The organism is Rhizobium acidisoli, from assembly GCF_002531755.2.
GTDB lineage: Bacteria > Pseudomonadota > Alphaproteobacteria > Rhizobiales > Rhizobiaceae > Rhizobium > Rhizobium acidisoli.
Genome location: NZ_CP034998.1, coordinates 4121335 through 4137579, shown reverse-complemented (window position 1 = coordinate 4137579; position 16245 = coordinate 4121335). Strand labels below are relative to the sequence as shown.

10 protein-coding genes are annotated in these 16245 nt (G+C 62.3%); 7 read left to right on the top strand and 3 right to left on the bottom strand.

The features are described from left to right. Positions 1-76: 76 nt before the first annotated feature. Entirely contained in the window at positions 77-298 is a 222-nt protein-coding gene (locus CO657_RS20145; protein WP_054182275.1) for a DUF1674 domain-containing protein, read from the bottom strand. Between the two features lie 110 nt (positions 299-408). On the opposite strand from CO657_RS20145, the gene htpX reads away from it, so the two are divergent. The 4 genes from htpX (at position 409) to purH (ending at position 6376) form a co-directional block, all read left to right on the top strand. Beyond that, complete coding sequence (htpX, locus tag CO657_RS20140) at positions 409-1371, top strand: zinc metalloprotease HtpX (protein ID WP_054182276.1); 963 nt, start codon at positions 409-411, stop codon at positions 1369-1371. Beyond that, on the top strand, positions 1362-2750 hold the full coding sequence (locus CO657_RS20135; RefSeq protein WP_054182277.1) for an RsmB/NOP family class I SAM-dependent RNA methyltransferase: 1389 nt from the start codon (positions 1362-1364) through the stop codon (positions 2748-2750). The genes htpX and CO657_RS20135 overlap by 10 nt, the downstream gene beginning before the upstream one ends. A 184-nt stretch (positions 2751-2934) precedes the next feature. Then, positions 2935-4608, top strand: a complete 1674-nt coding sequence (locus tag CO657_RS20130) for a heparinase II/III family protein (protein ID WP_037073401.1) — start codon at positions 2935-2937, stop codon at positions 4606-4608. A gap of 151 nt (positions 4609-4759) precedes the next feature. Next, positions 4760-6376 carry a bifunctional phosphoribosylaminoimidazolecarboxamide formyltransferase/IMP cyclohydrolase gene (gene purH / locus CO657_RS20125; RefSeq protein ID WP_054182278.1) on the top strand — a complete coding sequence of 539 codons (1617 nt, stop codon included), beginning with the start codon at positions 4760-4762 and terminating at the stop codon, positions 6374-6376. A gap of 44 nt (positions 6377-6420) precedes the next feature. Here the strand turns inward: purH and CO657_RS20120 are convergent, their stop codons facing one another. Next, positions 6421-7809 carry an MFS transporter gene (locus CO657_RS20120; protein ID WP_054182279.1) on the bottom strand — a complete coding sequence of 463 codons (1389 nt, stop codon included), beginning with the start codon at positions 7807-7809 and terminating at the stop codon, positions 6421-6423. A gap of 24 nt (positions 7810-7833) precedes the next feature. Continuing rightward, the gene (locus tag CO657_RS20115) at positions 7834-12609 is read right to left on the bottom strand and encodes an NAD-glutamate dehydrogenase (RefSeq protein ID WP_054182280.1); all 4776 of its coding nucleotides are present in this window, start codon (positions 12607-12609) and stop codon (positions 7834-7836) included. A gap of 275 nt (positions 12610-12884) precedes the next feature. Between CO657_RS20115 and pdxY the strand changes: the two genes are divergently transcribed. From pdxY to CO657_RS20095, 3 genes are all read left to right on the top strand, one after another. Next, complete coding sequence (pdxY, locus tag CO657_RS20105; protein ID WP_054182281.1) at positions 12885-13760, top strand: pyridoxal kinase PdxY; 876 nt, start codon at positions 12885-12887, stop codon at positions 13758-13760. A gap of 71 nt (positions 13761-13831) precedes the next feature. After that, on the top strand, positions 13832-14473 hold the full coding sequence (locus CO657_RS20100) for a carbonic anhydrase (protein ID WP_003589561.1): 642 nt from the start codon (positions 13832-13834) through the stop codon (positions 14471-14473). A 96-nt stretch (positions 14474-14569) separates the two neighbouring features. After that, positions 14570-16183 (top strand): GGDEF domain-containing protein, encoded by a 1614-nt coding sequence (locus CO657_RS20095; RefSeq protein WP_054182282.1) that lies wholly within the window; start codon positions 14570-14572, stop codon positions 16181-16183. Positions 16184-16245: the final 62 nt, after the last annotated feature.

Genomic DNA, 16245 nt, shown 5'->3' with positions numbered 1-16245 from the left:
TAGCCGGATTCCTTGGCAACGATCCACCATTCCGTCTGGCACGTTGCGTACCAGTTTCCGATCGAATCAGGAAAACCTAAAAATCAATTGCCCGGCCATTGATCTCGTAATCGCCGAAGCGGGCCGGCTCGGCGCCGCCGCGACCGCCGGTTTCCGGCGGCAGCTCCAGCGGCTTCTGGTTTTTTCGCCGCTCCTCGGCTTCGGCAAGCGCACGTTTGGCAGCCGGGGACAGCATCTTGCGCGGCTGCGATGCCTCGGCCGTCGGCGTTTCGCTATTGTCGTTATCGGCGTCCTGCATGGCATCTCCTGCCCGAAAATATTGAAAATGGCTGGTGAATAACCAAATCATAATGTGCCGGTGCCGGGATGGAAAGCTTGCGCCGGCGAAATCGGAGATGGAGATCCGCAATGAACCTCGTCCGCACTGCCATGTTGCTTGCCTTCATGACGGCGCTTTTCATGTTTGTCGGCTTTCTGATCGGCGGTCGCGCCGGCATGATGATCGCCTTCGTCATCGCCGCCGGCATGAATTTCTTCTCCTATTGGAATTCCGACCGCATGGTGCTTTCGGCCTATCGCGCCCAGCAAGTCGACGAGCGCAATGCGCCCGAGTTCTTTGCGATCGTGCGCGATCTCGCCCGCAATGCTGGCTTGCCGATGCCGAAGGTCTATCTCTACGACAGCCCGCAGCCGAATGCTTTCGCCACCGGGCGCAATCCCGAAAATGCCGCCGTCGCCGCCTCGACCGGCCTGCTCCAGGCATTGTCTCCGGAGGAAGTCGCCGCTGTGATGGCGCATGAGCTCGCCCATATTCAGAACCGCGACACGCTGACGATGACGATCACGGCAACGCTTGCCGGCGCGATCTCAATGCTGGGCAATTTCGCCTTCTTCTTCGGTGGCAACCGGGAAAACAACAACAATCCCCTCGGTTTCGTCGGCGTGCTCGTGGCGATGATCGTGGCGCCGCTTGCCGCCATGCTGGTGCAGATGGCAATCAGCCGGACCCGCGAATATTCGGCCGACCGCCGCGGCGCCGAGATTTGCGGCAATCCGCTCTGGCTTGCTTCCGCCCTCGGCAAGATCGCGCGCGGCGCCGCCCACGTGCCGAACGAGGATGCCGAGCGCAACCCGGCGACCGCGCATATGTTCATCATCAATCCGCTCTCCGGCGAGCGCATGGACAATCTGTTTTCCACCCATCCGAACACGGAAAACCGCATCGCTGCGCTGCAGGACATGGCACAGGGCGGCATGAACGTCTCGACGCCGCCTGTTCGGGCTGCTAATCCGTCGCGCAAATCGCGCTCTGTTCCGGATACGGGTCTTGGTCGCGGTGGTTCGCAACCGCCAAAAGGTCCATGGTCTTGAATTCAGACGGCACGAAGAAACCATTCCGCAAGCACAAGCCCTCCACCGAGCGATCCGCGCCTGTAAAGCCCGGCCTGCAGGCGCGGGCTGCAGCGGCAAAAATTCTCGGCGCTGTCGTCGAGCGCAAACTGCCGCTCGACGGTGCCCTCGATCATGAGCACGGCAATCCGGCCTACAAGGCGCTTGGCGAAAGCGACCGGGCGCTTGTCCGCGCCATTCTGAACACGACGCTGCGTCATCTGCCGCGTATCGATGCCGCGATAAGCTCGCTGCTGGAATCGCCGCTGCCGGAGGGGGCACGGGCGCTGCAGCACGTGCTTGCGATCGGCGTCGCGCAGATCCTCTATCTCGATGTGCCCGACCATTCGGCCGTCGACCTTGCCGTCGAGCAGGCCAATCAGGATCCGCGCAATCGGCGTTTCGCCAAGCTGGTCAATGCCGTTCTTCGCCGGCTCGGCCGCGAGAAGGATGAGGTGCTGGCCGAGATCGGCAAGGTCGCGCCGATGCCGGCCTGGTTCATCGCCAGACTTGAGAAAGCCTATGGCCGGGAGGCGGCGCTGGCGATTTCGGAATCCCAGCTCCAACCGGCCGCAATCGATCTGACCGTCAAGTCGGATGCCGAAGGCTGGGCAAAGCGGCTGAACGGCGTTGTGCTGCCGACCGGCGGCGTGCGGCTCGCCGCCTTCGATGGCGGCATCCCGTCGCTCGAAGGCTTCGATGAGGGCGCCTGGTGGGTGCAGGATGCGGCCGCAAGCATTCCGGCCAAGCTGTTCGGCGACCTCTCCGGCAAACGCGCCGCTGATCTCTGCGCCGCGCCCGGCGGCAAGACGGCGCAGCTCATTCTTGCCGGCGGCGCGGTCACCGCACTCGACCAGTCGGAAAGCCGGCTGAGACGGCTGCGGTCGAATCTCGACCGGCTTAGCCTGACAGCAGAGACGGTCGCGGCGGATCTGACGACATTCGAACCATCCGAGGGTTTCGATGCCATCCTGCTCGATGCGCCCTGCTCTTCGACCGGCACGACACGCCGGCACCCCGACGTGTTGTGGACCAAGGGACCCGAGGATATCGGCAGGCTGGCGGCGCTGCAGGAGCGGCTGCTGCGTCATGCGCTGACATTGCTGAAGCCGGGTGGCACGCTGGTTTTTTCGAATTGTTCGCTGGATCCGGCCGAGGGCGAGGAGGTCGTCGCCCGCGTTCTTGCCGATACGCATGGGATCGAGCGCGTTCGGATCGATGCCGGCGACTGGCCCGGCCTTGAAGCGGCGATCACGCCGCTCGGCGAATTCCGCACGCTTCCGACCATGCTGAAAATGCCCGATGGTATCGCCTCCGGCCTCGACGGCTTTTATGCCGCCATGCTGCGGCGCGTGGCCTGATTGCGGGCTTACGCGCGTCGTGCCACGTCTGCCCACGCAGGACGCTTTACATCCGTGCTCGAACGCGGGTGAAACACGTTAATTTGCGTATATTCGAACATTGTTACGAATTAATTCATTGCGGGCGATGAAATCGGCCGCTTTTCACCTATTCTTAACCACGAGGGTCAATAGACAATAGAATATGCAGTCCGGTCGGCGTTTTGCGAGCATGTATGTTCGGGAGGCTTGGCGGCGCGCCTTGCGCCGCGTCGCGTTGCTGCGCCTAAAGCTCTTCCGCCATTCGATCAACGTGCCCGAGCGTCTGATCGTCGCGCCGACCGATCTTCGCAGCATCGATTCGCATGTGGCCGACGAGATCCTCAACGGACGTTTTCTGCTGGCCGGGCGGATGCTGGAAACGAGCGGAAAGTCACCCTTCACCTTTACCCTGCCCTCGCGCCCCTTCGCGATCCGCCTTCACAGCTTCGGCTGGCTGCGGCATATCCGGGCGAACAAGACGGAGCGCAGTTCGGCCGCTGCCCGCGCGATCGTCGACAGCTGGCTTTCCATCCATGCCGGCCGCATGGAAGGGATTGCATGGGAGATCGACGTCACCGCGCAGCGCGTCATTGCCTGGCTCTCGCATTCGCCGGTGGTGCTGCAGAATGCCGATCGCGGCTTCTATCGCCGCTTCATGAAGTCACTGGCCTTCCAGGTGAGATTCCTGCACCGCATGGCGCCGTATACGCTTGGCGGCCTGGAGCTGTTTCGGCTGCGTATCGCGCTCGCCATGGCCTCCGTCGCCATGCCTGCCCGCGCATCGACGCTCAGACGGGCGGCGCAGGCGCTCGACCGCGAATTCGATAGCCAGATTCTGCCGGATGGCGGCCATATCTCGCGCAATCCGCGCGTCGGCCTGGAACTGCTGCTCGATCTGCTGCCGCTGAGACAAACCTATGTCAATCTCGGTCACGACCTGCCGCAGAAGCTGATCTCCGGCATCGACCGCATCTATCCGGCCCTGCGGTTCTTTCGTCATCAGGACGGGGATCTGGCGCTATTCAACGGGGCGACATCGACGCTGGCAAACGAGCTGATCTCCGTGCTGCGCTATGACGAGACCGCCGGCCAGCCGTTCAAGGCTTTGCCGCAGTCGCGCTATCAGCGGCTTTCCGGCGGAAAAACAGTCATCATTGCCGATGCCGGCACGCCGCCTTCGGGAGGCGCGCTGCGGACCGTGCATGCCGGCAGCCTCTCCTTCGAAATGTCGTCGGGCCGCCACCGCTTCATCGTCAATTCCGGCTCGCCGAAATTTGCCGGGCACCGCTATGTCCAGATGGCGCGCACGACGGCGGCGCATTCGACGGTTATTTTGAACGACACTTCGTCCAGCCGCTTTTCGCCCTCGCCGTTCCTCAATCACGCGATCACCGAACCGGTGAGAACAGTCACCGTCGAGCGCGCGGAAACGGAGGACGGACGTGACGGTATCAAGCTCAGCCATGACGGTTATCTCAGAGCGTTCGGGGTGCTGCACGAACGTGAGCTGACCCTCAATGCCGCAGGCTCGATCGTGACCGGGCGCGACCGGCTCGTCGTCCGGGAAGGGTATGAACACGACGAGCCCTTGAAGGCCGTCGCTCGTTTCCACATCCATCCCTCCATTGTTCTGCAGCAGAGCGACGGGGAGTCCGTGCTGCTGACAGCGCCGGACGGCGAAAGCTGGCTGTTTTCGGCGCCCGGCAACGAAGTGCTGATCACCGAGGACATCTTCTTTGCCGACAGCTCCGGCATTTGCGGCTCGGACCAGATCGAAATCGACTTCGATCTCGCAGAGAAGACGGAAATCCGTTGGTTTTTGTCCCGCAAGGGATAGCACCTGTTTGCGCGGCGGCGAAGCTGTGCTAACGCGGCCTCACAATGCGAGCGTCCTGGAGCAGGATGATCTTAGGCCCGAGCCGGCCTGAAATCCGAATCCTGCTCTAAACCAAGCGGATGTCTCCCGAAGCCCGAACGGAGAAGGTTTGATGGCCGTCATTTCCAAGAAGATCCCCGCCCCCGACAAGGTCGAAATCAAGACCGCCCTCCTCTCCGTCTTCGACAAGACCGGGATCGTCGAACTCGCCCAGACACTGTCGGAACGAGGCGTGCGGCTGCTGTCGACCGGCGGCACTTACAAGGCGATCGCTGCCGCCGGCCTTGCCGTTACCGATGTTTCCGAAATTACCGGCTTTCCCGAGATCATGGACGGGCGGGTCAAGACGCTGCATCCAACGGTGCATGGCGGCCTGCTGGCGATCCGGGACGATAGCGAACACCAGGAAGCGATGAAGACCCACGGCATCGAGGCCATCGACCTCGCCGTCATCAATCTCTATCCCTTCGAAGAAGTGCGCGCCGCCGGCGGCGATTATCCGACGACCGTCGAAAATATCGACATCGGCGGCCCGGCGATGATCCGCGCTTCGGCCAAGAACCATGCCTATGTGACGATCCTGACCGATCCGAACGACTATGCCGAATTCACCGAGCAGCTTTCCGCGGATGGTGGCAAGACCGCCTATGCCTTCCGCCAGCGCATGGCCGCCAAGGCCTATGCCCGCACCGCGGCCTATGATGCGGTGATTTCCAACTGGTTCGCAGAAGCGCTGTCGATCGATACGCCGCGCCACCGCGTCATCGGCGGGGCGCTGAAGGAAGAGATGCGCTACGGCGAAAACCCGCACCAGAAGGCTGCCTTCTATGTGACCGGCGAGAAGCGCCCGGGTGTTTCGACGGCTGCCCTCCTCCAGGGCAAGCAGCTCTCCTACAACAATATCAACGATACCGACGCCGCTTACGAGCTGGTCGCCGAGTTCCTGCCGGAAAAGGCGCCGGCCTGTGCCATCATCAAGCATGCCAATCCCTGCGGCGTCGCCACCGGGTCGAGCCTGGTCGAGGCCTATCGGCGGGCGCTGGCCTGCGACAGCGTTTCCGCCTTCGGCGGCATCATCGCGCTCAATCGGACGCTGGATGCCGAAACGGCCGAGGAGATCGTCAAGCTCTTCACCGAAGTGATCATCGCGCCCGATGTGACCGAGGAAGCGAAGGCGATCATCGCCCGCAAGCCGAACTTGCGGCTGCTGTCGGCCGGCGGCTTGCCCGATCCGCGTGCCGCGGGCCTGACGGCGAAGACCGTTTCCGGCGGCCTGCTGGTCCAGAGCCGCGACAACGGCATGGTCGAGGATCTGGAGCTCAAGGTCGTTACCAAGCGCGCGCCGACGGCGCAGGAGCTTGATGACATGAAGTTCGCCTTCAAGATCGGCAAACACGTGAAATCGAATGCCGTGGTCTATGCCAAGGACGGGCAGACCGCCGGGATCGGCGCCGGCCAGATGAGCCGCGTCGATTCCGCTCGCATCGCCGCGCTGAAGGCGGAAGAGGCCGCCAAGGCGCTCGGTCTTGCGGTGCCGATGACGCATGGGTCGGCAGTCGCCTCCGAAGCCTTCCTGCCGTTTGCCGACGGTCTTCTGTCGATGATCGCCGCAGGGGCGACGGCGGTGATCCAGCCGGGCGGTTCGATGCGCGACCAGGAGGTCATCGATGCTGCCGACGAACACGGCATTGCGATGGTCTTTACCGGCATGCGCCATTTCCGGCACTGAATGAGGATTGCGCCATGCTTCCGTCAGGTCCGACGCGCGTGACCCTACGCGCGATCGGCCGGATAGGGCGTGCGGACGAGCAGCACCAGGCCACCGGCGAGAAACAGGATCAGTGTGGCCATTCCAAGCCGCGGTGACCCGCTCATATAGGTCATCAGCGAGAAGAGCAGGGTCGCCATGAAACTCGTGGCGCGCCCCGAAAGCGCGTAGATGCCGAAGTAGCGGCCGGCTTCTTCAGGGCTGACGCTGCGGGCGAGGTAGGAGCGCGACGAGGCCTGCACCGGCCCGAAGGCGAAGCCGATCAGCAGGCCGTAGAGGATATAGGCTTTTTCCGCCGCAGTGCCGAAGAGGCCGCCGGAATCCGCCGTCGGCAGCGGCAGCAGGCCGAACAGGGTGTAACCCGGCCCTGTCGAGATGATGCCGATGGTGGCGAGAAGCAGCATGGTGAGGCTGATGACGACGGTCACCTTCGACCCGACACCCTTGTCGATGCGGCCGGCGATCAGGCAGCCGAAGATCGCAACGACATTCAGGATGATGCCGTAGATGCCGATCTCGATCGTCGCCCAGCCGAACATGCCGGCGGCGAAAATACCGCCGAGGATCAGCAGGCCGTTGACCCCGTCCTGATAGATCATCCGGGCGATAAGGAATCTCAGGATGCCGCGGCGCTCCTTGAGTTCGCCAAGCGTATTTTTCACTTCCCGCAGGCCGGCACGGACGGCGGTGCCGAACGGAAGACCTCTGCCGACATCCGGCGTGAAGAAGAACATCGGCAGGATGAAGATCAGATACCAGACGGCCGAAATCGGCCCGGTGATGCGTGCATCCTGGCCGGTCCGAGGATCGAGACCGAAGAGCGGATCGAGGCCGAGGATGGTCTTGCCGCTCTCCGGGCTCGCCGCCAAAAGCGTCACGACGGCAATGAGCACGATGATGCCGCCGAGATAACCGAGCCCCCAGGCGGTGTTCGAGAGCTTGCCGACCTCGTGTTTGCCGACCAGCCGCGGCATCATCGAATCGTTGAAGACGATCGAAAACTCGGCCGAGATCGAGGCAAGGATCATGAAAATGACCGGATAAAGAACAGGCGAGCCGGGGGCTGCGAACCACAGGCAGAAAAGACTTGTGATTTTGATGATCGCGAAAAAGCCGATCCAGGGTTTGCGCGCACCCGACTGGTCGGCGATCGAGCCGAGGATGGGCGAAAGCAGGGCGATGATCACCGAGGAGATCGTCGCCATGTTGCTCCACGTCGTCTGCGCGGAAACCGGGTCATCGGTCAGACGGGAAACGAAATAGGGACCGAAGATGAAGGTCGTGACCACGGTAAAGAAGGGCTGGGCTGCCCAATCGAAGAACATCCACCCCCAGATGCCCTTCTCCGTGGCTTTCGGCGGCTGCGTTCCTGTCCAGTCAATGCGATTCAACATCCGCTCCTTTTTCCGCGGACTGTCTCACCTCGCCCGGTCGCGCGCAAGATCGGTCAGGATACCTGCAGCAACGGTAATACGCGCAAGATTGGGATCGCCGCCGTCGCTGAGGCTCGATAGTTCTTCGACGATCCGATTGATGCGGATGCGATCCTGGGCATGCCAGGCCTGAACCGGGAGCTTTTCCTTGCCGTGATCGGACAGCGCCGAGATGACGATGTCGCGTCTTGCGCTGGCGATCTGGTCGATGCTGCGGGCAAGCGCCAGGTTCTCGTAATGGTCGGAGGTGAGGATCCGTCCGCCCGCCGCCAGCAGCCGGGCGATCCGGAAGGTTTGCGACACTGCGAAGTAGTTTTCGGCGGCGCGCACCAGGGGCTCGCCGGTGCGCTCGGCAATCTGCATGATCTCGGGCACCAGCGCGAAGCTCTGGAGATTGGCGATCTCGGCTGCGAGCTTTTCGGGCACGCCCGCCTGGATATATTCGGCCTGGCGCGCCGCGGCATCGCCGGCCGATTGTTCGGCAAAGGCAGGCTTCAGTTTCTTCAGAGCAGCCTGCAGCCGGCCAATCACTTCGGCCATATCCGACTTGGTCATGGCGGTCTTCAACAGCAATCGCGTCAAGACGGTAAAGCTATGGCTGATTTCCTCGTAGATGCGGTTCTGCATCTCGCCCGATATCCGGCCGTCGAGCGCATCCGTTTCGGCCCAGAGCCGGGTCAGGTCGAAACCGTCGCGGGCAACGATCGCCGCGCGCACCACTTCGGGCGCCGAGGCCGCCGTCGCATCCATCATGGCAACGGTGAAACTCGGCCCGCCGCGGTTGATCGCTTCGTTGGCAAGCACGGTCGCGACGATTTCGCGCTTCAGGCGGTGACCGGCGATATCGCCGGCGTTCGACTTCTGCATCTTGACGGGGAAATAATTCAAAAGCGTCGCGGTAAAATAGGGATCATCCGGCAGATCGCTGGCGGCCAGCGCATCGAAGAGCACGATCTTGGCATAGGATACCAGCACGCCGATTTCCGGCCGCGTCAGCGGCTTGCCGGCGGTATAGCGTTCGGCCAGCGTCTGTTCGTCCGGCAGCGTCTCGACCTTGCGGTTCAACTGGCCGGCGGCCTCGAGCACGCTCATGAAACGGCCAAGCTCCAGGCCGTTTGCCGTGCCCTTGCGCTCCGTCAGCGAGATCGCCAGCGATTGCAGATAGTTGTTGCGCAGCACCAGGCTCGCGACTTCGCTGGTCATCGAAGACAGAAGCTGGTCGCGTTTTGCGCGCGTCAGGCGCCCGTCATGCAGAGCGGCCGCCAGGGCGATCTTGATGTTGACCTCGACGTCCGAGGTGTTGACACCGGCCGAGTTGTCGATGGCGTCGGAATTGCAGCGCCCGCCCTTCAGACCATAAGCGATGCGGCCCTTCTGGGTGACGCCGAGGTTTGCGCCCTCGCCGATCACCTTGGCGCGCACTTCCACCGCCGTGACGCGGATCGGGTCGTTGGCGCGGTCGCCGACTTCGGCGTCCGTTTCGGACGGCGCTTTCACATAGGTGCCGATGCCGCCGAACCAGAGCAGGTCAACCGGGCTCTTCAAGATCGCCGTGATGATTTCGAAGGGCGTGGCCACCGCCTTGTCGATGCCGATCGCGGCCACCGCTTCCGGTGTCAGCGTGACTGACTTCGTCGCGCGGGAGATGATCATTGCACCCTTGGAGAGCACGCTTTTATCGAAATCCTGCCAGCTTGACCGCGGCAGATCGAAGAGCCGCTGGCGTTCGGCAAGCGTCTTTTCCATATCGGGATCAGGATCGATAACGATATCGCGGTGGTCGAAGGCGGCAATCAGCCGGATCTTCGGAGAGAGCAGCATGCCGTTGCCGAAAACGTCGCCGGACATGTCGCCGACGCCGGCGACGGTGAAGGGTGTGGTCTGGATGTCGATGTCCATTTCACGGAAATGGCGTTTGACGGTTTCCCAGGCGCCGCGGGCGGTGATGCCCATCTTCTTGTGGTCGTAACCGGCCGAGCCGCCGGAGGCGAAGGCGTCGTCCAGCCAGAAACCGGCTTCCTGCGCCAGCGCATTGGCGGTGTCGGAGAAGGTCGCGGTGCCCTTGTCGGCGGCGACCACGAAATAGGGGTCGTCGCCGTCGAGCCTGACCGTATCCTTCGGCGGCACGATCTCGGCGCCCGATATATTGTCGGTGATCGACAGCAGCGTGCGGATATAGGTCTTGTAAGCCTCGCGGCCGGCATTGAAGATCTCGTCACGGCTGCCGCCGACGGGGAGCTTTTTCGGATAGAAACCGCCCTTGGCGCCGACCGGCACGATGACCGCGTTCTTCACCTGCTGGGCCTTGACGAGGCCCAGCACCTCGGTGCGGTAGTCCTCGGCGCGATCCGACCAGCGCAGGCCGCCGCGCGCTACCTTGCCGAAGCGCAGGTGCACGCCTTCGACTTCGACGCCGTAGACGAACATCTCGCGGAAGGGTTTGGGCTGCGGCAGCCCGTCGACCAGGTGCGGATCGAGCTTGAAGGCCAGCATCGGCTTCGGCGATCCATCGGCATTCTTCTGGAAATAATTGGTGCGCAGCGTCGCATCGACGATATTGACGTAGCGGCGCAGGATACGGTCGTCGTCAAGGCTCGGCACCTCGGCAAGCTCGACCTCGATCGCCTGATGCAGCTCGGCCAGCTTCTTGACGCGGGCCTTTTCGGAAAGCCGGGTGTCGAGCGTGTCGTGGAACAGCCGGAAGATGGCGGCGGCGACGCCGGGATATTTGTCGAGTGTCGTCGCGATATAATCCTGCGAATAGGCGATGCCGGCCTGGCGGAGATAACGGGCATAGGCGCGCAGCACGTTCGTCTCGCGTGCCGAGAGCCCGGCCGAGAGGATCAGCCGGTTGAAACTGTCATTGTCGATGGTGCCGGCGAAGGCAGCGACGAAGGCTTCCTCGAGGGCGGCGCCGTAGCGCTGCAGATCGATGTCGCCGCCGTTGCGGGCCTCGAGCTCCATATCGTGCAGCACGACGAGTTTCGTTTGTCCGTCTGTCGCCGGTACGTCGATGTCGAAGGTGCGTTCGCTGACGACATTGAAGCCGAGATTCTCAAGCAGCGGCACGCGGCGCGACAGCGCCAGCTGGCCGCCGGCGTGGAAGATCTTCAGCGAGAGGGTACGGCTCTGCTCCTCCTGACGATGGTAGAACTCGATGCGAAGCGGCTCGCCGGCGGCGCAGGCGACGATATCGGCGAGATCGGCCACGGTTTCTTCAGGCGTGAAGGAATCCTGAAAGGCCTGGTCGACCGAGATCTTCGGCGCCTTGGGTCCGGCCAGCGCCTCGAAACGGTCGTCCCAGCGGGCGGTGATCTCACGGATCACCTGCTCGAGCTTTGACTGCGGAATGCGCGGCGTCTTGCCGCCGGAGCGGCCGATGATGAAATGCACGCGCGCCACGCCGCCTTCCGGGAAAGCCGGGTAATAGGCGGAGACACGGCCGTCATAGACGGTCTTCAGATAGGTGCCGATCCTTTCGCGAATGATCGAGTCATATTCCTCGCGCGGCACATAGACGATTACCGAGACGAAGCGGTCGAAATGATCGATGCGCGGCAGGACGCGTACGCGCGGCCGGTCGGCCAGGTCGTTGATCTGTTCGGCGAAACTGGCAAGCAGCGTCGTGTCGATCTGGAAAAGGTCATCGCGCGGATAGGATTCCAGCGTGTTGTCGAGCATGCGACCGGAATGGCTCATCGGGTCGAAGCCGAAATGTTCCTTCACCTTCTCGATCTTGGAACGCAGGAGCGGGATTTCCGAGGCGAGCGACGTATAGGCCGTCGAGGTGAAAAGGCCGACGATGCGCAGTTCGCCGGTGACGTTGCCGTCGACGTCGAAACGTTTGACGCCGACATAATCCATATAGGCGCGGCGATGGACGATGGATTTCACATTCGCCTTGGTGACGATCAGGAAGTCGGGACCGTCGAGGAAGGCAAGGATTTCAGGCGTCGTCGTCACGGCATCCTTGCCGGTGCGCAGCACGAGCACATCGGGATTGGAGAGGATGCCGAGGCCGGTACCCTTGTCGCGTTCGACCCTGGCATCGGCACCCTTGCCGGAATAGACATATTCGCGCATCCCGAGGAAGGTGAAATTCTCGTCGCGCAGCCATGTCAGGAAGGCGACGGCTTCATCGCGATCAGCCTTCTTCCGGCTGGCGCCATTGGCTGAAAGCTCGGCGATCACCCCGTCGATCTTGGACAGCATCGGCTTCCAGTCGGACACCGACAGGCGGACCTGCTCAAGCACGGTTTCGATGCGCTTGACGAGATCTGCGGCCTGGGCGGAGTTGAGCGGCGCAATATGGAGCTGGATATGGCTGACGCGGTTGGCCGGGTCGCTCGGATGATCGGCGGAATAGAGCGCAGGCGCCTTGCCCTTCTCCATGACCAGGATGGGATGCACGGCCATGAACAGGTCGCGATAGGTGCTCGTCACCTCACCCATAACCGATTCAAACAGGAAAGGCATGTTCCGGTCGGTGACCGAAAGCACCGAAACGGCAATGCCATCGGGCGTCACATCGGCGATGGTGTCGATGCCGACGCGGGGCGCCTTGCCGTTCCAGGCGGCGAGTTCCTTTGCCGAATGCACGGCGGAGAGCGCCAGCATCTCTGGCGTATAGAGTTCGAGATCGTCATTGCTGGCCCGCCCGAAGAGAATTTCCGGATCGAGATGCGCTTCGCCCGTCGCCTTGGCGACCTTGCGCGCGCTTTCGATCTGTTTTTCCCGTTTCGGATTGTTTCTGGCAGCCATGAATCGCCTCCCGCAATGGACCGGTTTTCTGCAAGCTAGCAGAAGATTTCGCGAAAAAATCTCTAAAATGCGGCCTTGAGAGATCGTTTTGATGCTTTTTTGACGCTGGAGATGGGAAATTGTCAGAGATTTTTCCGATTTCGTGGCCAAAACGAACGGGAGGATCCTCTTTTTGTTTTTCGTTCCGCCGCACATTTCCATGCTCACGTGAAGAATGGTTGACAGCGCGGCGTCAAAAAGATCATCAAACGCGGTCATCATTCGGATCTTGTCTCATGTCGGAAAATGCAGCGGGCGCAGTCATCGTCATCTCCAGTCATGTGGTGCGCGGCTCGGTCGGAAACCGGGCGGCCGTCTTTGCGCTGGAAACGCTTGGTCATCCGGTCTGGGCGCTGCCGACCATCGTGCTGCCCTGGCATCCCGGCCACGGCCGCTCGACGCGGCTGACATTTGCGGAAGCGGATTTCGACGCGGCGATCGACGATCTGATCCGGGCGCCCTGGATCGGCGAAGTCAGGGCAGTGCTTTCGGGCTATTTCGGCAATGCCGCGCAGGCGCGCTCCGTGGCTCGGCTGATCGCCGCGCTCCGGCAAGATAATCCCGAGCTGCTCTATGTCTGCGACCCCGTCATGGGCGATCTCGGCGGTCTCTACGTGCCGGAGGCGACCGCCGAAGCCATTCGCGACCATCTCATCCCGCTCGCCTCGCTGGCGACGCCGAACCGCTACGAACTTGCATGGCTGTCCGGGGCAGCGCTTGACGACAACAGTGCGATCATGGAGGCGGCGCTGGCGCTCGGGCCGTCGCGCATGCTCGTCACCTCGGCCGTGCCGATGATGGCAGGTGGTACCGGCAATCTCTATCTTTCCGGCCGTCACGCGCTTCTTGCCGAGCACCGCGCCGTCGAAAACGCGCCGAATGGTCTCGGCGACCTGCTGGCTGCCGTCTTCCTGTCGCGCCTGCTTTCCGGCCTCGAGGACGAAAAGGCGCTGCAGCTTGCCACGGCCAGCGTCTTCGAGGTGCTGGCGCGCGCCGTCAAACGCGGCAGCAACGAGCTGATGCTGGCAAGCGACGCGTCCAGCCTTTCGACGCCGATGGCCATGGTGCAGATGCGCCGGCTCCTGCATCCGGCGCAACGGCGGAAAAAATGACGCATCCGTCAATGTGCTCATTTTGCAGTGCAGCAGTTGATCTTGTCTTCCGCGCGCGCTAATCCAGAAGCATGCAGCGTTTTCCAAATTCCCTTCTGGACGGTTACCGCAACTTCATGAACGGGCGTTATGCCGATGCCCGCGACAGGTATCGGCTGCTTGCCGAAAACGGTCAGAGTCCGAGCACGCTGGTCATCGCCTGTTCGGATTCACGTGCCGCACCGGAGTTGATCTTCGATGCCGGCCCGGGTGAGCTCTTCGTCATCCGCAACGTCGCCAACATGGTGCCGCCCTACGAGCCGGACGGCCATTTCCATTCGACGTCGGCCGCGCTCGAATTTGCGGTGCAGGCGCTGAAGGTCTCGGATATCGTCGTGATGGGCCATGGCCGCTGCGGCGGCATCCGCGCCGCGCTCGACCCCAATGCCGAGCCGCTGTCGCCGGGCGATTTCATCGGCCGCTGGATGTCGCTGGTCAAGCCTGCCGCCGAGCAGATCCAGAGCAATGACGTGATGACGGCCGCCGAGCGGCAGACGGCGCTGGAGCGCGTCTCGATCCGCAATTCGATCGAAAATCTCAGAAGCTTTCCCGATATCAAGGCACTCGAGGAAGCGGGAAAAATGCATCTCCATGGCGCATGGTTCGATATTTCCACAGGCGAACTCTGGGTGATGGATGCTGAGACACGTGACTTCATTCGTCCCGAAATCTAGGGATCTGCCGCTTTATCAGTTTATTAAGAATTGCTGCTAAGATTGGCGTCAATTGGTCGCGCACGACCGACGTTTTGAGCACCGTGGCGATTGGCGATGAAGTTCGAGACCATCAAAAGGGTTATCCTGGCCGCCATCATGTTGCCCTTCGTCTTCATGCTCATTGAAGGCGTCGTCGTCATACGGGCTTCAGTCAACCAATACAGGGATCTCGAGAAAGACCGGCAGTTCGCCGACGTGCTCGCCCGCGGCGGGTCGATCGCCGCCACGGAGATCCTGAGTGAAATCGGCGCCACTCGCCTTTATCTCGCGCATCCGAGCAGCAAGACCGCTGCTGATATGCAGAAAAGCCGGGTAACGCTCGATGACGAGCGCCTTGCCTTCTATGCCAGCCTGCCTTCCCGCGATACGCTCGACGAAGGGCTTGCGGAAGAATTGTCGATTCTCAGCCTTGCCTACAGCCGCATCGTCGCCGCGCGCAGCGCCGTTGACCAGGGCCGTTATGTCGGCAGCGATCCCGGGTCGATCTACTGGTATGCGGCTCTCAAGCAGCTTGCCGTCGTCGATGCGCTTTCACCCTTGATCAGCGATCCGGTGCTGCTGGAGAAATCCAACCAGCTGATGGGCATCATGCTGACCTATTATGGGGAGAGGCTGATCACCGGCATTGGCGGCCGTTACCTCGACCAGGGCGTGTCCGCCAGATTTCCGGTGGAGCTGTTCGTGCAGGGCAAGGTCATGATCGGCGAGGGCATGGATCACATGGTCTTCCATTCGGCCGCGCCGATCGTGCGCGACATTGTCGCCTATCTCGGTCGCCGCGACCAGGTGAAGGCGAATGCGATCACCGATGCCATCCTCGCCGGATCGCGGCCGACGCCCGCGGTGAGCGACGTCTGGGCGGCTGCGCAGAGCGAGCGCATGACTTTCCTGCAGCAGAAGATGATCGAGGCGGCGAGAGATATTCACGAAACCGGCGAAAACTTTTTGACGCGCTCGCATTTACACCTGACGCGGATCCTGGCGCTGTGCGCCGGCCTGCTCATTCTCGCGACACTGGTGATGGTGCTGGCGGCAAGGGGTCTGCGGCTGATCGACCGGCTGTCGCGGGATCGGGAGACGCTGGTCGGCGAGTTGCGCAACGCCGCGCAGACCGATCTCCTGACCGGTCTTTACAACAGGCGCGGCTTCGAGTTCGCCGCATCGGCCCTTCTCACGCAGGCCGAGCACGGATCGCGCTGGATTTCCGTCGTGCTCTTCGACCTCGATCATTTCAAGAAGATCAACGATATCAATGGCCATGACGCCGGCGATGCCGTTCTCCGGCATGTCGCAGGCGTCGCGCGCCAGAATTTCCGTTCCTTCGATCTGCTGGTCCGTCATGGCGGCGAGGAGTTCCTGGCACTCCTGCCGGATTCGACGCCCGACGATGCGGCAATCGTTGCCGAGCGCGTAAGGTTGGCGATCGAGGCGGCGGAAATCCCCTTGGAGAGCGGCGAGGTTCTCAAGGTGACGGCAAGTTTCGGATGTGCCGGCCGGGCAAATGAAGCCGCCAACCGGAACTTCGAAGATCTGGTCAAACGCGCCGATCTCTCGCTTTATGCCGCGAAGGCCTCCGGCCGCAATTGCGTCGTTTCGGGACCGGTCGTGCCGGCGCAGGAGGAGCGCCGCAAGACGGCCTCCGGCGGCGGCTTTGATTCCCGCATATGAAAAACGCCGCATGTCGCAGCGGCGTTTTCGGGTATGGTTGTCGAAGAAGACTTAAAGCCTTT